Origin of the sequence: Halpernia humi, from assembly GCF_900108025.1 — a bacterium.
Classification (GTDB): domain Bacteria; phylum Bacteroidota; class Bacteroidia; order Flavobacteriales; family Weeksellaceae; genus Halpernia; species Halpernia humi.
On the sequence record NZ_FNUS01000001.1, the window covers coordinates 734,874 to 756,345 of the forward strand.

The following is a 21,472-nucleotide window of genomic DNA, read 5'->3' on the forward strand; positions in this document are numbered from 1 at the left end:
CAACTCCTTCACAATTAAACCTTTAATAACTTACAATCCTCTTTAATGCGATGAAATCTTAAGAAAATACGCTAAAAAATATAAGATTTAATGTTGAAAAAAATACCCAAAAACTACAGTAAATTAAGAAATTATTAACTAAATATTAAATTGTTGTCTCAAAAAAAGACTATAATAATTGTAAAAAAAGACTATAGAAATTGTAATAAAACAGCTTTTTTAAAAAGTAATTTTTAAAGATTTAAAAATTTGTTAAACAAAAAATTTTTCGACCAATCGCGCAAAGCATGTATACAATAAATAGTTTGAGGAAAAACAATTTACGCTTATTTTAAAACTAAATGAAAATTAAAACGTGGTTTTAAAGCCAAAGCGAATACCAAATTTTGGGGAATTTGCGAGATTATTTTTATTAATATTATTCCAAATAAAATCTACACGCAAAGGACGAATATTACCGAAACCAATATTTTCTAAGCCAAAACCATATTCTATATAAGGCTTAGAAGGCACATTATACTTAATGCTAGAACGGTTTAAAGCAATTGTTCCCGCAGAAACATCGCCTATATAACTTCGAAAAAGAGCTACTGATCTTATTTTTGTTTTGTTTAAAAGTGGGATGTGATTAAAAATAAATCCATTAAAATGATGATCTACATTAAACTGAAAAAACTGGTCTGCTACGAATTGATAATAATTAAGCAAAGCAAAAGTATTTGGCGCGTAGAAATAAGTTTGGTTCGCAGAAACACCGCTTGCTAAAGATAAAGGAACAGGATTGAAGGTTTTCCCAGCAATAATTGTAGGATCTACAACGCCAAATTTTCCTAAAAAAATGGGATAATTGTATAAAATATTCAATTTTTGATATTTGAATTGCGATTCACTAAAATCACTAAAACCTCTGATATAATTAATTGAAAGTGTTGGATGCAATTTTATGCCCAAATTTCTATCAACACCTGTCCCAAAAACTTCTCTTTTTGGTGTATAATTTATGAATATAGTGGTGTTAAAATCTGTGGTTTTAGTTTCAGATTTCCCAGTTTCGGGGTTAAAAAAAGCCAGAGAAAATAAATCTGGCGCGGCACTTTTTATAGTACTGAAATTTGCTACTGCTCCAATTTCAAAGTTTCTATAAGGTTCCATTGAAATTTTTGCGCTTGTTTTATTAATCTTTGATAAATAATAATTTTTGCCTCGAGAGAAAATGGCTTTTGATTCATTCTGTGCATCTGGCAAAATATGGTCATCTACAAATGTCGTTAAACCCGCTTGTTGAAAATCATCTGTATAACCGACATCTACAATTAAACGTCTTTTTTTAAGTAATAAATATCTACCTTCCAAACCAAAACTAACCGTATGATTTTTAAAACCATACGTGGTAAAACCTTGAATTCTAAAGCGATCATTTAAAGTTTGATAAGTTCTAAAACCAAGCCTGAAATTAAATCCTTGTACATCATTCGTCGCGACTGTGCTGTAAATATTTCCCAACTGAATATTTTTAAAAGCATTAAAATAGCCTTCGGAAAAAGTGTAAAGTGCATTTGTAATGCTAGATATTTTTTTGCTATTGCTCGTGAATTCTACCAATTTTCGCATTCTGTTTGTATCTGCATCGGCATTTTCTGCAATAACATCTTGGTTTGAAGTTGAAGTTTTATCTTCTTCTAAAACATTATAAAACGACAATTTTTTTGGTTCATTAAAAGTATAGTTGCTGAAAAAATCTTTTTTTATCACAAACAATCCTTTCTCACTTTTTTTACTTAAAATGGTAAAAATTCCGTTGTAATTATTGCTTTCTGGAACGTATTTATTGTTCGAATCTAAAACATAAGTTTTGCTAAAATCTAAATCTTTTACAAAATTAAGATTCATATTGTGCGGCGTTTTTAGTTGGATAGAAACCAACGCATAATTTATTGAAGATATCTTAAAATTCCCTCTAAATCCCAATTCTCTGCCTTCCCTTGGAAAATAATCGATGGAATAAATGGTTTCATTATCCGTTTTCAGACTGTCTTTTAAAACATAATCGTAAGTTCCGAAACCTTCTTTGGAAATAGGACTTACAAAGTTTTTATTCAGTAAAACAATGTTTTCTTCGTAAGGATTTATGTTTTTAAAAGCCACTTGCAATCTTTCAAATAACTTTAAATCTTGTGGAACGCCAATATCTTTTTTACCTAAAATTTGTGTTTTTTCTTGGTTTAATTTTGGCGAAATAAAGTGGTGTTTGAAGGTTTGCAAAAGTTCTACAGGAATATCAAAATTTTCGCCTGTTCCAGTTAAAATATCTTCAGCGGCTATAGAATCGAATTTATTTTTGAAAACGGCTTTTGTGAAATCTTTGTTCATTCCATTCAAGCCAATTTCGGTGCTGCTAAATTCATCAAACTCATAAAATGGATTACTGATGTTTTTATTTTCATCCTTTTTCGCCCAAACTTTTTCTAAAATTTTAAAAGCGGGATTTAGATCTTTTTTAAGTCTTTTTCTTGATCTTCCAGACAACCGAACTGTCGCAATAACTGTAGAGTCTGCTATCAATTTTGAAGACGTTTTTTGTGCATTTAAGCCTTGAACGCTGATTAAAAACAATAAAATCAAACTACTTTTCACAGCGTTTTTCGCAAGTGCTGATTTCTTTTTAGATCGAAAAGGACGTTTAATTAATAATTTAATATTTGCATTATAAACAGGATTCATGTGCGTGTCTATTCCATAAACAATTTCTTTTTGGCACATTTTAGAAGCAGTATGAAAAAGATGATCCCAGATCGAAAGTATATCTCCATAATTAGTATCTGTATATGGCAATTTGTAATGGTGATGGATGCTGTGAGAGTTTGGTGTCACAAAGATTAGTGAGACAAATTTGTCAATTCTATCTGGTAATTTTAATTTTGAATGCGACATTAGATTAGAACTACTTTCAAATAATTGAAAAACGATAATCATCCAAGGTGAAGCGCCCAAAAGGAAAACACAAATTGTAAAAAAACCTACTCTTATAAAAGTTTCACCGGGATGCTCCCGAAAAGTAGTGCTAATATCCATATCCATATCGCTATGATGAATTTGGTGAAATCGCCACAAACCTGGTATTTTATGCATCAAATAATGGTACACAAAATTCGAAAGATCTAAAAAAACCATTGCCAGCAGGTAAAATAAAAAACTGTTTTTCTAAACTGGAAGATGATTTAAAAGCCCAATATTAAGCCTTTCAGTTTTAGCAGCAACAGATAATAAAATGACAGAAAGACTTATCTGAACAGGAATTACAAAAAATAAAAATTTAATATTCACTAAAGAATGAGAAAATTTTTGGCGTAAAGTCTGGGCTAAAAAAATATTTTCTAATATCCAAAAAAAACAGAGGATAAAGAGAAAAAGCGAAATTTGCACACCGAAAATGTGGCTTTGCAAAAAAGTAATCATGGAAGTAAGTTTTTAGTTTTGGCAATAAATAAATATCAAAAAAATAAAAATCTAACCCATAGAATATTATTTAAAATTTGGTAAAATAAAGTGACTTGCCAATCCATGTAAATTTCCAAAAACCGCGCACATAAAGCAGACCATTTTTTTTAATTTCTGCAAAAGTATCCCAAGTTCTTCCACTGGAAGCATCGTAGATTTTCCCGTTTTCCCAACGTTGGTTTTCTGGATTATAATTTAAATTATTTAAAATATCCATCCCAATTATTTTTCTTGTTCTTAAATTTTCATCTGGATTGTGTGTGTCTTTTCGCGTGTACATCGGTGTTCCGCTTCCTAATCTTTCATCAAACCAGATCACTTTTGCTTTATAAGAATTTCCTTCTTTATAGACATTTACAGCCACACTTTTATCCGTCGCTATCCATCTACCCAAAAGCGCATCTTTGCTAATTTGGGAAAAAGCCATTCCGAAACTTAGAAAAAATAGTAAATAAATGGTTTTAAACATTCTAATTCTAAAAATTATAATTGTAAGCAAAACCAAGCGTTTTATTTTGATAAATTGGCGTTAAAGTAAAATTCCAACCATTTTTTAGAAAAATTTTATCGTATAAAAAATAAGATAATTTTGCTGAAGCAATCCCAAAACCAGCACCTGCAACTACATCACCAAACCAATGTCGGTTGTTATACATTCTCAAAATTCCTGTTCCTGTCGCTACTGCATAACCTACATAACCAATCCAAGGCGTGTCTTTGTATTCTTGCCGAAGAAATTCTGCTGACGCAAAAGCAATCGCGGTATGTCCTGATGGGAAAGAATTATTAGTAGAAAAATCTGGGCGTTCTTCTTTTGTAATCGCTTTTAAAGGTAAAACAAAAGCACTCGCGATGGCAATAGAACCAGCGTAAATTAATCCTGCATCTTTCCAATTGTGTTTGCCTTTTACACCAAAAGCATTTAAAGCAAAAACCGCAGCACCAGGCGCAAATTGGCTATAATTATCAATTGATGTATGAAAGGTAGAATTGTGTTTTTGGATATCGTCTTTTATATTTTGATTGAGTTTCGGGTTATAAAGCATTATAAAACCAGAACCAACCAAAGCGGCAGGAATAATAAATTGCTTTATTTTTAATGAATTTCCCAAACTATCTTTTGCTTTAATTTCTTGTGCAAAACTGTTTTGAAAAGCGAATAAAATCAGCAAAAAAAGAAATTTAAAATTAAAATTAATTTTAGAATTTTGCGAGTAGTTTGGCATTGGTTTGTTTTGGTAAATTTAGAAAAAAAAGGCAATCTAAATAAATAGATTGCCTTAAAAAAAAATTAATCTTTTTCTACATTTAATTTTTGGAAGGTTCCGTTTTCATTAAATAGTAAATCGCCGCTTTTTACTTCTGCTTCATAAACTATAGAACCGTCTGCTTTCACAATTCTTGCGGCTTCTTTTATTTTACCATATTTTTTGGCAGCAACATAAGAGGTTACGCTTTTTGGTAATTCATTGACGCTCATAGAAGTTTCGGTTTCCATTTTTGTTCCGTTTGCAGTGTAAGTAACAGACATATCTTTGCCGTTTAGTTTAAATTCTGCTTCGTAAGTTCCGTTTTCATCGTCAAACTTCACCTTTTTTACTTGCGGATATTCTTTTTTAAAGGCATTTTTTACAGCAACCGGGATTTCACCGCCTTTTGTCATTTTTTGTGCTGTGATCGTTCCTGCGACAAGTGCAAAAATAATTGATAATGCTACTAATGGCTTTTTCATTTTGAAATGTTTTAAAGTTTTGTATTGAATTTGTTTCAATCTCTAATACAAATGTGCAAAGTCAATCTGTAGAAAATCTGAATTATTCAAATGATTAAAAAAATTAATATTTATTTAACTAAACAATTAAAAATCATTATCTAGAAACTTCTAAAACGTGAAAAGTCCCATCTTTCACAGGCAAACGTCTTGCGTTTATATCTTCAGAAACACCATATTCTGCCGTTGGAACATAAACTTTTTGCGTCATCGGATTTAGAGTAATTGTTCTCGCACCAGTTTCCGTTTTAATATCCTCTAAAACCACAAAATCATTTTTAGATTTTTCTAAATAATTAGAAATTACACCAGAATAAGTCGAAGCAAATACCATTTTTGATTTCGCATCGAAAACAACACCATCACAACCTTTTGCGATTGGTAAAGCGCTCACAATCTTTCCATTTTCTGCATCTACAACTACTAAATGTTCTTCACAAGCAGAAAATAATCGGTGCGTTTTATTATCAATCGCCAAACCGCTAGGACTTTCATCTTTGCCCAAAGAAAAATAATTTAAAACTTTTCCTTCTGCTAAATTAATTTCAGCAATTTTTGATTTATCTTCTATATTCACATAGATTTTTCCCTTTAAATTGCTTGCAATATATTCAGGATTTCCAATTAGTGCGATGGTTTTTTCGACCATTAAATTTTTAGGATTAATGATGCTCAAAGAATTACTTTTTGCATTGGCAACAATTATTTTATTAGAATAGTCATCAAAAATAACGGCATCTGGCTTTTCCCCAACATTAATATTGGCGATTTTTTCATTCGTTTTTACATCAAAAACAAAAACAGAATTAGATTTTCCATTGGTGATATAACCTCTGTTTTCATCATCGAAAGCAATTCCGTGCACGCCTTCTTGATTTTCAATCACGCCTTCTGAAGCAGAAGTTTCAGGGTTTACAATATTCACTTGCGTAGAATGACTTACATAAAGAAAATGGTTGGTTGGATTTACCGTCAAATAATCCCAACCGCCATTTCCAGACACAGGAATTGATTTGATTACTTTAAAATTTTCATTTTTCATTTGGGCATTTCCAAAACTAACGATTCCAATTAAGGCAATTGCTAACATTTTTGTTTTCATTGTAAATTTTTATTTTAATGGTTCTAAACTTTTTTTATTTTTTTCTTTAAATTTTACTTGATTTAAAAGCGACGGCAAAACAATTAGTAGCAAAGGTAAAGCGACTAAAAATCCACCAATAACGGCAATTGCCAAAGGTTGATGCATTTGTGCGCCAGTTCCAATTCCCAAAGCCAAAGGCATTAAAGCGATTATTGCACCCAAAGCCGTCATTAATTTCGGACGCAATCTGGTGCTGATTGCATAAATCAAGGCATTTTCCTTCGATTTTTCTACTAAACTTTCTTCAAATTGCAGATAAGTGAAAATGGCATTTTCGCCAATAATTCCGACCATCATTATTAAACCGGTATAACTTCCCACATTTAAAGGTGTTCCTGTGATAAAAAGCAAAATAAAACTTCCGGAAATTCCTAAAATTGAAACCAGTAATATTAGAAAAGCCACTTTCAAATTTCTAAAAAGAAATAAAATGGTGGTGAAAACCAGCAAACTTGAGACGAATAAAATCAACAATAATTCACTGAAAGATTTCTGCTGTTCTGCATAAGCGCCGCCGTAAATAATGCTATAACCTGTGGGAAGTTTAATTTTTTTATCAATTTCTGACTGAATATTTTTAATAGTTCCGCCCAAATCGCCATTATCCAAACGTGCACTTACAACACCAATATTTTGTAAATCTTCTCTTTCAACTTCTGCCGAACCTTTTAAAATTGAGACTTGAGCAAATTCTTTCAGCGGTTTTAATTGTCCGTTTGGTAAAGAAATCATAGAATTTTGGATTTCTTGCACGGAAGCGTTTGATTTATTATTGTATAAAATTCTAATTGGCGTGAATTGGTTTTCATCAAATAAATCGCCGACTGTATTTCCGCTTAAAATAGTTTGCGTTTGGTATTGAAAATTCTGCGGCGAAATTTGATATTGTGCTAAAACTGAGAAATTTGGTTTTATTTGTATTGATGGACCTGCAATAATAATCCCATCAAAAACGTCTGCTGTTCCGGGAACTTTTTCTACAATTTTTGAAATTTGTTGGGAATAATCCTGAATTTTATTAATATCAGTTCCAAAAACTTTGATTTCGATCGGTTGTGCACTGCTCATTAAATCGCCGAGCATATCGGTAATTACTTGTCCAAAATCTACGGTCAAAGGCAAGCCAGTTGCTGCAATTTTTGCACGAATATCGTCTGTAACTTCCGCCGTAGTTTGGGTTCTGTCTTTTTTTAAATTAATTAAATAATCGCCACGGTTGGGTTCTGTGATGAAAAATCCCATTTGCGTTCCCGTTCTTCGGCTATAGGCTTCCACTTGCGGATTGGCTTTGATGATTTTTTCAACTTCCCGAAGTTCGCGATCGGTTTCCTGCAAAGATGTTCCGGGTGGCGAATTGTAATCGAGAATAATACTTCCTTCATCCATATCCGGTAAAAATCCTGTTGAAATATTTGGAATAATTAAAGCCGTTATTACAATCAAAAGCGCCATAAATAAGTAAGAAAACAAAGGTTTCCGAATGAAAAATCCTACCCATTTTCTTTCTTTTACTTCGTGGTAAACTTCTTCTTTTTTTTCTACAGATTCCTTTTTAGATAAAAATAAATAAATCACGGGCAACAAAAGCCAAGTCACAAAAAATGAACTTACTAAAGTAATGATCATCGTGTTGGTCATGACTTTAAAATAAGCGCCTGCAACACCGCTCATCAACATAAATGGTAGAAAAATAACTATTGTGCTCAATGAGGAACCAACCATGGCTTTCAACAAATAATTGACCGCTTTTTGCACCAAAGTTTTGCTGTTTTCTTCGGGAAATTCTTCGTGCGTTCTGTGGATTTGCTCTACAATTACAATCGCATCATCGATGATTAAACCAATTGCCGCGGCAATTGCACCCAAAGTCATAATATTAAAAGTGGCGCCGGTTGCGTACAAAATTACCATCGTTAAACAAATCGTAACTGGAATGGTAATTAAAATAGTCGCACTCGCTTTCCAGGATTTTAAAAATAAAATAGCAACTACAATTGCCAATAAAAGTCCGATCCAAAGTGCGTCTGTCACACTTTTAATGGAACTATTTACAAAATCTGCTTGTACGTAATAGGGTTTTATAATGACATCTTTTGGCAACGTTTTTTGTAAATCTGCAATCTTTGCTTCCATCGCCGCAGAAACATCTACAACATTTGCGTTTGGCTGTTGAACAACTGCAATCAAAATACTTTCTGTTCCGTTGGCGTTTATTTTAATGTATTGTTTCGCTTTGTGAACTTCAATTTTTGCGATGTCTTTAAAATAAATTACTCTATTTCCATCGTTTTTTAAAACCACATTTTGCAGTTCATCAATGTTTCGGATTTGGGAATTGGTGAGCGTTAAATACAAAAAATTATAATCTGAAGAATAACCGTTAGATTTTATAAAATTGGTTTCATTCAACGCGGTTTCAATGTCTTTCGGATTTAAGCCTAATCTCGTCATTTTTCCTTGATCGAGAATTGCCCAAAATTCTTTGTCTTCACCACCAATTATTCTAATATCACTTACGCCGGGAACTTGTGATAGAAAAGGTTTTATAGTGTAAAGTGCAAGTTGTTTCAGCGCAATTGGCGACAACGAAGTTGAATTTAAAGTATAACCCATTACTGGCAAAATCGATGGATTCATCTTTTCAACCGTGATGTTTGTGTTTGCTGGAAGTTGGTTTTTTATTTCATTAATTTTTGCCTCAATTTGTTGTTGGCTTAAATCAATGTTAGAATTCCAATTCATAAAAGCAGAAATCTCGCAACTTCCGCGACTAGTTGTGCTTTTCAACAATTGCAAATCGGGCACTAATTTCACAGCATTTTCCAAAGGTCGCGTTACGGCAACTGTCATTTGATCGACAGGTTGTTCGCCGGCTTCAGCAATAATTTTTATTTTCGGAAATGTTATTTCGGGAAAAAGTGAAGATTTAATTTTAGTATAGGAAAAAACACCGCCTAAAATGAAAAGCAGTACCATCACCAAAAGCGGACTTTTATATCTTACAAAAAAGGATTTTTTCATTTTAAACAACTATTTTTTTTAACTAAGAGCCTGTTTAAATTTCATTCAATAAATTTTTTATAGCCTTTTCTTAATTTTCTAAATTAAAATAAACTCTGTTTATTCTTAAATTTAACATTAATAAACCTTTAGGTTCGACGCAGTCAATTTCAGTGAGTTAAATTTATTCTGATTATCCAATCAATAAATTGATTTTTATTAAGTTTTTTAAGCGAAAATGGCTTAATTCCTTAATGGTAAAAATAAATTATAAATTTAAACAGGCTCTAAAAAAAACAGAAGAATTTTAAAGATTAAGAAATCATTTAAAATTTACCTACAAATTTGCCGCAAAAAAAATTATATTTGAATAATCAAAAAAATAAAACTAATGGGTAGAAAACTGAAACTTTGGGATGCTGTAATGCTTGTAATGGGCTCTATGATTGGCTCGGGAATTTTTATTGTGAGCGCAGATATGATGCGGAATTTAGGTTCTGGCTTTTGGCTCATCGTCGTTTGGATTATCACTGGCGTAATGACAATTGCTGCTGCAATAAGTTATGGCGAACTTTCTGCACTATTTCCAAAAGCCGGCGGGCAATATACTTACATCACAAAAATATTCGGAAAAATGACGGGTTTCCTTTACGGATGGGGACTTTTTACCGTCATTCAAACAGGAACAATTGCCGCCGTTGCAATGGCTTTCAGTAAATTTACCGCCTATCTAATCCCGAGTTTAAATGAAGCGGCGCCTATTTTTCAACATGGCACATTTCAAATTACTTGGATCCAAATTCTTTCTATTTTCGTGATTTTATTTCTTACATACATTAATACAAAAGGCGTTAAAAACGGAAAAATTGTGCAAGATATTTTTACCGCCGCAAAAGTAATTGCACTTCTCGGTATTATTTTTCTTGGATTTATTTTAGTTAAAAATTCTCATTGGTCAGAAAATATGAGTTTTGGGACACAAGCCTTTCAAAATTTAAAAAATACCTCTTGGCAACCAATTTCTGGTGTCACTTTAATGGGCGGAATCGCTGCAGCAATGGTTGGTTCCGTATTTAGTTCTGTGGCTTGGGAAAACGTAACTTTCATGTCTGGCGAGATAGAAAATCCCAAAAAAAACGTCGTAAAATCTATGGTTTTAGGAACTTCCGTGGTGATGGTTTTGTATTTATTAATCAATTTGGTTTACCTAAATGTTTTAGATCGCGACGGAATTGCGTTTGCTTTAAAAGACAGAACTGCAGTTGCCGCTTCTCAACAAATTTTCGGCGAAGTTGGGACTATAATCATTGCACTTTTGGTGATGGTTTCTACCTTTGGCTGCATCAACGGAATGGTTTTCGCAGGTTCTCGGGTTTTTCAAACGATGGCAAAAGACGGTTTGTTTTTTAAAGCAGCAATCGAAAATAATAAAAATGGCGTCCCAGAAAAATCACTTTGGATGCAAGGTATTTGGGCGTGTATTTTAGCATTGAGCGGACAATACGGCGATTTATTAGATATGATTTCCTTCGTCATTGTACTTTTTTATATGATAACCGTTTTCGGCGTTATTTATTTAAGATTCAAAAGCCCAGACTTGGAACGGCCTTATAAAACGTGGCTTTACCCAATCACACCGTTGATTTATTTAATAATCGGAACCACTTTTTGTATACTTTTAATTTTTTACAAACCACAATATACTTGGCCAGGATTTATTTTAATACTGATTGGTTTGCCGGTTTATCTTTATATTAATAGAAATAAAAAAGAAATTGAGGAGCAAGAAAATTAGTTTTTCTTTTAAAAATCAGTCCCGTGTTCCGCTATATCCCGCCGAGGCGGGGATGCCGCTTCACCCGGGGCTAGAATTTCAGGAATTTTCTCTTTCGAAACGAAGTATTTGACTTTTAAAAAAAGATTTTGGCAATAATTGTTGAAATCTTCTTTTTTAAAGCTTTATTATAATTTTTTGATATATATTTATTCGATAATTACTAAAATCGCATGAAATATTTTTTTATTCTTTTTTTCTTTCTGAGTTTCTCAATCGCTTTTGCACAAAAATCTAAAATTAATTTCGCCGAAATTAAAAAAGAAGTTCAAGATTCTACCTCCAAATACTATCATGAAAGATTAGTTTTCAGATTTCAATATGATCCCAATATTTTAGATTCTTTAGAAATAAAAAACCTTTATTATGGCAAATTTTACTCAAAAAGTAAAAACGCACTTTTATTAAGTGAAAAAGCCGATTTTATTGATAGTTTTAAAAAAAATAATACCGAAAACACACTAGCTTTAGGAAAAACCTTACTCGTAAAAGATCCCACAGATTTGGAGGTTTTGGCGCTGCTTCTGCGGGTTTACTCCAAGGAAAATGCAGACGATGCCGATTTCGGTTTGCGAGCCACACAACTAAAACGCTTGTTGCAAAATATCATTCAATACCGAGAAGAAGATGGCAAAAACGATATTTTCACGGTAATGTCTATTGCAGACGAATATGTTTTGGCAGGGTTTCTAAACATAGATTTGCGCCAATACAAACGGACTTCCAAAGCCAACAAAAATTCTATTTCAGACATCTGGAAAAATGGAAGAAAAAAAATTACTTTTGTCGTAATTCAAGATTATTAAAAATTTCTCGCTTTAAAATAAGAAATAATCCGCAGTTTTTTTAGAGCAAATTTCATCTAACTATAAGCATTGAGATCGAAAATTTAAAACAAAAAAGCATTTAAAAAAACTAATTCAAAACAAAAACTTTGCGAAATTTGCGTTTAAAATCACAAATTAAAATTAAATCATTTTTAAAGACTTAAAAATATGTTCCGTTTAAAATTACCAACCGACCCAAGATGGGCCAATATTGCCGAAAATAATTTAGAAGAAATACTTTCAGATCACGCTTGGTGCGAGCAAAAAGCCGCCACAAATGCTGTGCACCTTATCATACAAAATGCAGAAAAACCAGAATTAGTTTCGGAAATGCTGAAAATTTCCATTGAAGAAATGGAGCATTTTAAAATGGTTCACGATATTATTTTGGAACGCGGATACGAATTTTTGCGCGAACGAAAAGACGATTACGTAGGAGAACTGGCAAAATATATGAAGAAAAACTCTGACGGCAGCAGAGAATCTGGCTTAATCGAAAGATTGCTTTTTGCCGCCATGATCGAGGCCAGAAGTTGTGAAAGATTTAAAGTTTTATCAGAAACCATTAAAGACCAAAAATTAGCAAAATTTTACCGAGAATTAATGGAAAGTGAAGCCGAACATTACACCACTTTCATAAAATTTGCCCGAAAATACGCCGAAACAATCGATGTAGAAAAGCGATGGAATGCTTGGCTAGAAGAAGAAGCGCGCATCATTTCAGGTTTTGGAAAAAAAGAAACCATTCACGGATAAATTATTTTTTTCGATTTTTTTCTTCAATCCATTTGCTCATATATTTTGTGCTTTGCAAAGAATGATGTTGCAAAATTTGACCTAAAAAATTAGCATTTCTATGAGCGGCTAAATTTGTAATAATTTCCTTCAATTTAACTTGAAAATCTGGTTTAAAAGTTTCTATATTAAACTTTTTGTGTAAAATCTCAAAACCTTTTTTTTGAGAAAAATCCCAAACTTCCTCATTTGAATATAATTCTATAGATTTTTCGATAAATTCTTGGTTACTTTCGGCGATAAAACCATTCCAAAAATCACCGAATGCCATTCCTTCTGCGCCAATTTTGGTCGTCACATTGGGGCAACCAAAAATCATACTTTCTAATAATTTTCCCTTAATTCCTGCGCCAAAAGCAATTGGAGCGACTAAAACGCGGTAATTTAAAAATAAATCTTGCACATTTTCTGCACGACCTTTTACTAGAAATCCTTCTTTCTCATTGTGAAGTTGCAGTGCTTTTTCTGGCGCATAACTTCCATAAATATGAAGTTCGGTTTCGGGTAATTTTTCTCGAATTTCAGCCCAGATATTTTTTAAAATTAAAACTGTTTGCCAATTCGGTTCGTGCAAAAAGTTACCAATATGGAAGAAGTTTTTTCTGTCATTAAATTGAAGAATTTCAGCTTTAAATTTTTCACCAAACATTGGCAAATAATACAAAATTTTTGGGCTTATTTGATAATCGTTTTTCAAAAGTTGATATTCAAATTCGGAAATTATTAATGATAAATCGCATCTTAAAATTGAGGCAATTTCTCTTTTAAAAACATCAGAAATATAATCTTCTTTCGAAATTTCAACTTTAGATTTATAGGCTTTTTCTCTGGCTTTTCTTAAAAAATGCAGATCTTCTGTATCTAAAATTTTTACAGCTTCCGCACAATTTTCCGAAACGCGCCAACCGAATTGTTCTTCTGTCGTAAAACGGTCGAAAAGCACGATGTTTGGCTGCAAATTTTTAATTAAATCATCAAATGAAGAATCATTGAGCAAAATTTCTTGTGAGTCTATATTTAAAATATTCAAATCTGCAGAATGGTCAGATTTTGCAGCAGTAGAACAAAAAGTGATTTTGAAATCTAATTTTTGAAACAATGAAACAAGTTGCAGCATTCTTTTGCCAGCCGCTGTAGAATTTGGTTCTGGCCAAACCATTCCGATGATGAGCAATTTTTTCATTGAAAATAGATCGTGTTTTAAAATTGATAAAAATAGCGAAAAAAAAAGATGCTTGGTAACTAAAAATATAGAATTCCATTTTTAATTTAAAATTAGCACGTAAAAAATATCCTAAAGAAGTTTATAGAAAATATGTAAATTTGCGCTCTAGGTTTAGAATAATAATGGCGAAGAAAAATATTTTTACAGATGCTTTTGGGAATCTTTATTTCTTGAAAAGACTCATCATATTTGTTTTGGGGATGGTTTCCTATAGAAGATTTAATGGTTTTAATAAACTAAAAATTTCGGGGACAGAAAATTTGGTAAACCTACCAGAAACTAATGTTTTGTTTGTATCCAATCATCAAACTTATTTTGCGGATGTTGCTGCAATGTACCACGCATTTTGCTCTGTGAATAACGGCTATTTGAATTCTATTAAAAATCCAATTTATCTCTTAAATCCTAAGGTTGATTTTTATTACGTTGCGGCGGAAGAAACGATGAATAAAGGTATTCTTTCTAGAATTTTTAAATTAGCGGGCGCAATTACAGTGAAACGAACTTGGCGCGCAGAAGGACATAATGTAAACCGATTGGTGGATCTTACTGAAGTAGAAAACATTATGAAAGCGTTGGATAATGGATGGGTAATTACCTTTCCGCAGGGCACAACTTCGGCTTTTGCGCAAGGCAGAAAAGGAACTGCAAAACTGGTGAAAAACCAAAAACCAATCGTAATTCCCATTAAAATAAATGGTTTCAGAAGGGCATTTGATAAGAAAGGTTTGAAGATAAAAGTAACTGGTGTGAAACCTACAATGGAATTTAAAAAACCTTTAGAAATAGATTATGAAAATGATGGTTCGCAAGAAATTTTAGATAAAATAATGCACGCCATCGAGCAAACTGATGATTTTAATGTGTTGCACGATTATGAAACCGATTTAAAATTGAAAAAAGAAAATGAAAAAAATTAAAAGTTCGCTAATTTTTTCAAATCATTCATACTTCCATTAAAAACATTTTTGTCTACATTTCCTACTAAACCCTCAATTGTTCCACCTTCTGTAAACTGCCAGATTTTGTAATCTGTCCAGCCAGTTGGGATGACGGGTGAATTTCGGTTATAAGAAGCCAGCCACAAAGGATACCTTGAAAAATCTGCACTTGCTGCAAAATAATCGCGCCAAAAACTATTTGCCGTGTAAATAATTGGTATTCTGCCCGTTGCAGCCTCCACTTTTGTGAGCCAATCTTTTGCTTTTTGAATACATGTGGATTTATTTTGCATTATATAATTATTCAGCGCTGGAGATTGTTGCCATTCTAAATCCAACACCGGCGGCAAAACGCCATTTTCGGTAAAATCTACACCACAGTTTAAAAAATTATTTACCTGATTGGATGCGCTTACGTCTTTAAAAGTCATAAAATGATAAACGCCTCGAAAAATGTTGAGCCTTTTCAACTCGCTAAAATAGGAATGCAACATATTGTCTTTAAATGTTTTACCCTGTGAAGCCTTACAAAAAACAAATTTTATGATTTCCCAATTGATTTTATTAAAATTAATAGCGCCATTGTGATGCGAAATATCAATCCCATAAATCGGATTTTCAGCAAGTAAAAAATCAATTACGGATTGTGTATTCGAACCAACAATACCATCTGGACTAAGATTATTATCTTTCTGAAACCTAATGACTACGCTTTTCGTACCGTTTCCAAAATCGCCATCTACTGCAATTTTATAGCCAAGATCTTTTAAATTTTGCTGCAACTTTTTTACTTCAACTCCTTTGCTTTTAAATTTTAAAACAGCCATCTTGTTCGTTTTTAATTTATTTAACAAATTTAGAGAGTAGAATTGCCATTTTTGCAGGGAAAAACACCCTAATTAAAATTTAATTTCAATTTTAAATTATTAATTTTGTGAAAAATATTATTTTGAAAACCCATTTCATCGCCATTGGCGGCAGCGCCATGCACAATTTAGCCATCGCACTCAAAGATAAAGGATACCAAGTAACAGGGTCTGACGATGCTATATTTGAACCATCAAAATCAAGATTAGCCAAAAAAAATATTTTACCTGAAGAATTGGGCTGGTTTCCAGAAAAAATAACAACAGATTTAGACGCCGTGATTCTTGGTATGCATGCGCACGCCGACAATCCTGAGTTAGCTAGAGCAAAAGAATTAGGCCTTAAAATATATTCTTATCCTGAATTTTTATACGAGCAATCTAAAAATAAAACACGCGTCGTAATCGGCGGTTCTCACGGGAAAACGACGATTACTTCAATGATTTTGCATGTTTTAAACTTCCATCAAAAAGATATCGATTATATGGTTGGTGCGCAATTGGAAGGATTTGATTGTATGGTGAAAATCACGAATGAAAATGATTTTATGATTCTCGAAGGCGATGAATATTTGTCTTCACCTATAGATTTGCGCTCAAAATTTTTGCTTTATTTGCCCAATATTGCTTTGCTTTCAGGCATTGCGTGGGATCACATTAATGTTTTTAAAACCTTTGATGATTATATCGAACAATTTAGAAAATTTGTGGCAAGTATAACGCCAGGCGGCGTTTTGGTTTATAATGAAGAAGATGAAGAAGTAGTGAAAGTGGTAGAAAACTCCACCAATTATTTCAGAAAAATCCCTTATAAAACACCAGAATACAACATTTCTAACGGCAAAGTTTATTTAGAAACAAATATGGGCGAAATTGAATTGTCCGTTTTTGGGCAGCATAATTTACTCAATCTAGAAGGCGCGCGTTTTATTTGCCTGCAATTGGGCATTATGGAGGAAGAATTTTATGAAGCGATCATGAGTTTCAAAGGGGCGTCAAAACGCTTAGAAAAAATTGAAAGAACTGATAAAGGCATTTTATACAAAGATTTTGCACACGCACCAAGCAAAGTAAAAGCCGTCGTAAAAGCATTTTGCGAACAATTTCCAGAAGAGAAAAAATATGGTTTTTTAGAACTTCACACCTACTCTAGTTTAAATCCTGTTTTTTTAGAACAATATGATTCTGCTTTGGACGGTTTGGATAAAGCGATAGTTTTTTATTCTGAAGAGGCTTTGAAAATTAAAAGAATGGATGCCATTTCTAAGGAATTTATTAAAGAAAAATTTAAAAATAAAGCTTTAAAAGTCTTTACAAATGCAGAAGATTTGCACAATTATTGGCAAACTTTAGATAAAACAAAAGGTGTTTTTCTGATGATGAGTTCGGGTGATTTTGGTGGTTTGGATTTGGGGAAATAACTTTCAGGCAATGAACGCAAAGGTCTTTCACGCAATGAGCGCAAAGGTAACTATTGCGGTTAAAAATTGTAAATAGTTTCGAAAAAGGTCTTTCACGCAATGAACGCAAAGGTAACTATTGCGGTTAAAAATTGTAAATAGTTTCGAAAAAGGTCTTTCACGCAATGAACGCAAAGGTCTTTCACGCAATGAGCGCAAAGGTAACTATTGCGGTTAAAAATTGTAAATAGTTTCGAAAAAGGTCTTTCACGCAATGAACGCAAAGGTAACTATTGCGGTTAAAAATTGTAAATAGTTTCGAAAAAGGTCTTTCACGCAATGAACGCAAAGGTCTTTCACGCAATGAGCGCAAAGGTAACTATTGCGGTTAAAAATTGTAAATAGTTTCGAAAAAGGTCTTTCACGCAATGAACGCAAAGGTTTTTTCTCAATGTGCGCAAAGGTAAATATAAGGTTAAAATAATTTTGCTCACAGATTTACACAATTTTTTTGAAGTTTAAACGGGTAAAATCCGATTTTTAGAAGTTTTCATTCTTTTATGACTTAGAAATGTACTAATTTCAATTAAAAAATTCCCCAGCCTCATTTTCTTTGCTTTAATAATTGCGGCAATTTAATCTTCAAAAATCATTTCACCAAATAAAAATTCGTCGGCAACATTTTTGAAACTTTGTAATCGCCCCAAGTTCCATTGAAGATTAATTGATCGGGATTTTCATAATAACCATCGGGGAAAATCTCAAATTCTTGTCCGTCTGTATCTACCAAAGTATCAATTATTTTTTTGTTTTTTGTGGTGTAAACAATTTGTAACAAGTTATCAGATTTTAAATATAATTTATTGTTTTTTCTAAAAGAATAGTCGCTTTCTGGGATGCTGGTCTTTAAAATAGATAAAAATGTTTTCGGGTTTTCTGCTCGTTCACTAATGGCTTTAATATGTGCCGGCATCGCTTCAGTGCTAATATTTCGCCCTTGGGTTAAAAGATTATTTACATAATTTTCTAATGTTTTCATTTCTAAAGCAGACGGATAATTTGGGTTCGAAATTATTTTTACTAAATTCACATTAAAGCCATTTTCCTTGGTTTTCCCTGCATACAAACTTTGGAAAAAATGTGTCGCACTTCCGATAAATGCCTCTTCACGCTTTTTTTTATATTTATTTTGCTTCCGTTCATTTCCCGGCATTTCTTTAAACAAACTTGTACCATTATAAGTTAAAGATTGTGGTCTTTTTTCAAAATTCATTAAATCAAAAATAATGGTGTAACCCAAATTTTCGTTTTCAATAATTAAAGGTTTCTTCGCTTTTGCCCGAAAAATATTATTTTTTCTATCTACAGCGAAGAGCAAATCTTTTTTATTTAAAATTTTGGTGGAATTGGTATCGCCTAAAAAAGCATACTGAAAAATGGAAAAATTACGTTCAAAATCTTTGTCGTTGTAAGGAATTAAATTCACTTCCTCAATCAATTTTTCTTTTTGCAAAATCACTTTCAAGTTTTTCCCAAGTGCATCTTTTACCGGAAAAATAATTTTGGAATAATCTTCTTTCTTAATGATAAGATTTCCATTTTTAATAGACGTTTGCAAATTAAAATTACCGTTTTCGTCTGATAATGTGCTAATTGTACTTCCATCAATATAAATAGAAACGCCTTTTACCGAGCGATTTCCTTCATCTTGAACATGTCCTTTTATTTGTGCAACAAAAATCTGACTCAATAAAAATAGACCAAATAATAAAATGCTTTTCATTTAATTTTTATTAAAAAACTCCCAAACCACTTTTCCTTTTACTTTTCCTAAAATTTCTTCTAAAGTTTCGAGGTTAGATTCTTTCACGCGTTTCACCGATTTTAATTTTTTCAAAAGTAACTCGATTGTTTTTTCACCAACACCCGGAATTTCTTCTAATTCAGATTTTATGGTAGAATTTGTGCGGCGCGTTCTGTGGTGTTTTACGCCAAAACGGTGAGATTCATCGCGCACACGCTGTAAAATTTTTAAAGTTTCAGAAGATTTGTCTAAATATAAAGGAATTGAATCTTCAGGAAAAAATATTTCTTCCAAGCGTTTTGCAATTCCGATGATGGTAATTTTGCCATAAAGACCTAATAATTTTAAACTTTTCACGGCAGAACTCAATTGACCTTTTCCGCCATCAATTAAAATTAATTGGGGTAAACTTTCGCCTTCTTCCAGCATTCTTCGGTATCGGCGGTAAATGACTTCTTCCATACTTGCAAAATCGTTTGGGCCTTCCACCGTCTTTATATGAAAAATTCGGTAATCTTTTTTGCTCGGTTTACCATCTTTAAAAACAACACACGCACCAACAGGATTTGAACCTTGAATATTAGAATTATCAAAACCCTCGATGTGGCGCGGTTCTGCGGGCATTCTTAATAATTTTTGCATTTCTGCCATTATTCGGTTGGTATGTCTTTCTGGATCTATAATTTGAACTTGTTTTAATTTTTCAATGCGATATTCTTTGGCATTTTTTTCTGATAATTCTAAAATTCTTTTTTTGTCGCCCATTTTTGGAACGTAGATTTTGGTGTTCGGAATTTCGACTGATAAATGAAAAGGCAAAAGAATTTCTTTTGAAGTAGATTCAAATTTTTGTCGGATTTCAATCAAGGCTTCCTCCATAATATCTTCGTCACTTTCTTCCAATATTTTTTTGATTTCTGTGGTAAAAGATTGGATGATATTTCCATTTCGAATTTTAAAATAATTAATATAAGCCGCAGATTCGTCGCTCGTCATCCCGAAAACATCCACATCATCAATATTTGGATTTACAACCGTGTGTCTCGCGCGGTAATTATCTAAAGTTTCTAATCTTTCTTTTATATTTTGAGCATTTTCAAATTCAAGATTGTGCGCAAATTTTTGCATTTGGATTTCCAAATAATTGGTTGCTAATTTAAAATCGCCTTTTATAATGCCTCGAATAGCCTCAATTTTCAGATTGTAATTTTCTTCCAATTCCATCATTTCGCAAGGTCCTTCGCAATTTTTAATGTGGTATTCCAAGCAAACTTTGTATTTTCCTTCGGCAATTTTATTGGGCGCTAAATTCAGATTACAAGTTCGGATTTTATAAATATGTTTAATAGTATCGAGCAAAACCTTTGCAGGTCGCACTTTCGCGTAAGGTCCATAATATTCTGAGCCATCTTTAATTTTATTTCTGGTGAGAAAAATTCGAGGGAAATGTTCATTTTTAATAACAATGTAAGGATAAGATTTATCATCTTTAAGCATTACATTGTAAAATGGTTGATGTTCTTTTATTAAATTATTTTCTAATAGAAGCGCGTCATATTCGCTATTTACAACGGTTGTTTCTAAACGTTCGATTTTAGAAATCATGGTTCTCGTACGAAAGCCAACTTGATTTTTATTGAAATAAGAAAGTACTCTTTTCTTAAGATTTTTGGCTTTTCCTACATAAAGAAGTTTGCCATTTTTATCATAATATCTGTAAACACCCGGATCGGAAGGCAAAGTTTGAAGTTGTAATGCGAGTGCTTCTTTCATTTATAGATTTCTATTTTTGGGATCAAAATGTATCGCTTTTTAAAAAGTTTTGCTTGTTAGAAAGTTTTTACATTGCGATTTTATTTAACAAAAATAAGGATTTTTTAAAGGGTAAACTTATTAAATTAGGAACAAATTCAAATTCAAATTTAGACTAAAATATGACAATTTTTCCGATGCGATTTTAATTAAACTGACAAAATATTATAATTATCTAAAAAATCCAATTGGCATACTTATGGAGAAACGCAACACAGAACTTTAAAAAATTATATAAATATGTCAGTAAATTTCAAACCATTAGCAGATCGCGTTTTAGTAGAACCGACAAAAGCTGAAACAAAAACCGCTTCAGGAATTATAATTCCAGATTCCGCAAAAGAAAAACCACAAGAAGGAACCGTAGTGGCAATTGGAAATGGAAAAGCAGATGAACCAATGACTGTGAAAGTAGGAGACAAAGTACTTTACGGAAAATATTCTGGATCCGAATTGAAATTGAACGGTAATGATTATTTAATTGTAAAAGAAAGTGATATTTTGGGCATACTTTCTTAAAAAAAAAAGAAACTCAAAGTATTTGAATTAAAAAAA

Annotated in this window: 16 protein-coding genes; 6 read left to right on the forward strand and 10 right to left on the reverse strand. The window is 32.3% G+C overall.

The genetic code is table 11. The features are described 5' to 3' along the window. Nucleotides 1-348: 348 nt before the first annotated feature. From C4S29_RS03420 to C4S29_RS03450, 6 genes are all read right to left on the reverse strand, one after another. Nucleotides 349-3,171 (reverse strand): DUF5686 family protein, encoded by a 2,823-nt coding sequence (locus C4S29_RS03420; RefSeq protein ID WP_103912713.1) that lies wholly within the window; start codon nucleotides 3,169-3,171, stop codon nucleotides 349-351. A 355-nt stretch (nucleotides 3,172-3,526) separates the two neighbouring features. Further along, nucleotides 3,527-3,967 carry a DUF2147 domain-containing protein gene (locus tag C4S29_RS03430; RefSeq protein ID WP_103912715.1) on the reverse strand — a complete coding sequence of 147 codons (441 nt, stop codon included), beginning with the start codon at nucleotides 3,965-3,967 and terminating at the stop codon, nucleotides 3,527-3,529. A gap of 7 nt (nucleotides 3,968-3,974) precedes the next feature. After that, entirely contained in the window at nucleotides 3,975-4,724 is a 750-nt protein-coding gene (locus tag C4S29_RS03435) for a phosphatase PAP2 family protein (protein WP_103912716.1), read from the reverse strand. A 65-nt stretch (nucleotides 4,725-4,789) separates the two neighbouring features. Next, the gene (locus C4S29_RS03440) at nucleotides 4,790-5,230 is read right to left on the reverse strand and encodes a PepSY-like domain-containing protein (RefSeq protein ID WP_103913027.1); all 441 of its coding nucleotides are present in this window, start codon (nucleotides 5,228-5,230) and stop codon (nucleotides 4,790-4,792) included. Nucleotides 5,231-5,366: 136 nt separating this feature from the next. Beyond that, a complete protein-coding gene (locus C4S29_RS03445) occupies nucleotides 5,367-6,371 on the reverse strand; it encodes a YncE family protein (protein ID WP_103912717.1) in 1,005 nt (334 codons plus the stop codon). A gap of 9 nt (nucleotides 6,372-6,380) precedes the next feature. Next, nucleotides 6,381-9,434, reverse strand: coding sequence for an efflux RND transporter permease subunit (locus C4S29_RS03450; protein ID WP_103912718.1), 3,054 nt, complete (start codon nucleotides 9,432-9,434; stop codon nucleotides 6,381-6,383). A 370-nt stretch (nucleotides 9,435-9,804) separates the two neighbouring features. On the opposite strand from C4S29_RS03450, the gene C4S29_RS03455 reads away from it, so the two are divergent. The 3 genes from C4S29_RS03455 (at nucleotide 9,805) to miaE (ending at nucleotide 12,830) form a co-directional block, all read left to right on the forward strand. Further along, nucleotides 9,805-11,208, forward strand: a complete 1,404-nt coding sequence (locus C4S29_RS03455) for an APC family permease (protein WP_103912719.1) — start codon at nucleotides 9,805-9,807, stop codon at nucleotides 11,206-11,208. A 212-nt stretch (nucleotides 11,209-11,420) separates the two neighbouring features. Beyond that, nucleotides 11,421-12,053, forward strand: a complete 633-nt coding sequence (locus C4S29_RS03460) for a DUF4919 domain-containing protein (protein WP_103912720.1) — start codon at nucleotides 11,421-11,423, stop codon at nucleotides 12,051-12,053. A gap of 189 nt (nucleotides 12,054-12,242) precedes the next feature. Continuing rightward, nucleotides 12,243-12,830: a tRNA-(ms[2]io[6]A)-hydroxylase gene (miaE, locus tag C4S29_RS03465; protein WP_103912721.1), complete on the forward strand. Its 588-nt coding sequence runs from the start codon at nucleotides 12,243-12,245 to the stop codon at nucleotides 12,828-12,830. Between the two features lies 1 nt (nucleotide 12,831). Here miaE and C4S29_RS03470 read toward each other — a convergent pair whose 3' ends face one another. After that, nucleotides 12,832-14,052 carry a glycosyltransferase gene (locus C4S29_RS03470; protein WP_103912722.1) on the reverse strand — a complete coding sequence of 407 codons (1,221 nt, stop codon included), beginning with the start codon at nucleotides 14,050-14,052 and terminating at the stop codon, nucleotides 12,832-12,834. Between the two features lie 164 nt (nucleotides 14,053-14,216). On the opposite strand from C4S29_RS03470, the gene C4S29_RS03475 reads away from it, so the two are divergent. Then, a complete protein-coding gene (locus C4S29_RS03475; protein ID WP_103912723.1) occupies nucleotides 14,217-15,014 on the forward strand; it encodes a lysophospholipid acyltransferase family protein in 798 nt (265 codons plus the stop codon). On the opposite strand, the gene C4S29_RS03480 is transcribed toward C4S29_RS03475, so the two are convergent. Further along, nucleotides 15,011-15,862 carry a GH25 family lysozyme gene (locus C4S29_RS03480; RefSeq protein WP_103912724.1) on the reverse strand — a complete coding sequence of 284 codons (852 nt, stop codon included), beginning with the start codon at nucleotides 15,860-15,862 and terminating at the stop codon, nucleotides 15,011-15,013. The two genes, C4S29_RS03475 and C4S29_RS03480, sit on opposite strands and share 4 nt — an antisense overlap. Before the next feature lie 122 nt (nucleotides 15,863-15,984). Between C4S29_RS03480 and C4S29_RS03485 the strand changes: the two genes are divergently transcribed. Then, nucleotides 15,985-17,322, forward strand: a complete 1,338-nt coding sequence (locus C4S29_RS03485) for a UDP-N-acetylmuramate--L-alanine ligase (protein ID WP_103913028.1) — start codon at nucleotides 15,985-15,987, stop codon at nucleotides 17,320-17,322. Between the two features lie 628 nt (nucleotides 17,323-17,950). Here the strand turns inward: C4S29_RS03485 and C4S29_RS03490 are convergent. Then, nucleotides 17,951-19,084: a carboxypeptidase-like regulatory domain-containing protein gene (locus C4S29_RS03490; RefSeq protein WP_103912725.1), complete on the reverse strand. Its 1,134-nt coding sequence runs from the start codon at nucleotides 19,082-19,084 to the stop codon at nucleotides 17,951-17,953. After that, complete coding sequence (uvrC, locus tag C4S29_RS03495; protein WP_103912726.1) at nucleotides 19,085-20,878, reverse strand: excinuclease ABC subunit UvrC; 1,794 nt, start codon at nucleotides 20,876-20,878, stop codon at nucleotides 19,085-19,087. Nucleotides 20,879-21,157: 279 nt separating this feature from the next. On the opposite strand from uvrC, the gene groES reads away from it, so the two are divergent. Beyond that, on the forward strand, nucleotides 21,158-21,436 hold the full coding sequence (gene groES / locus C4S29_RS03500; protein WP_103912727.1) for a co-chaperone GroES: 279 nt from the start codon (nucleotides 21,158-21,160) through the stop codon (nucleotides 21,434-21,436). Nucleotides 21,437-21,472: the final 36 nt, after the last annotated feature.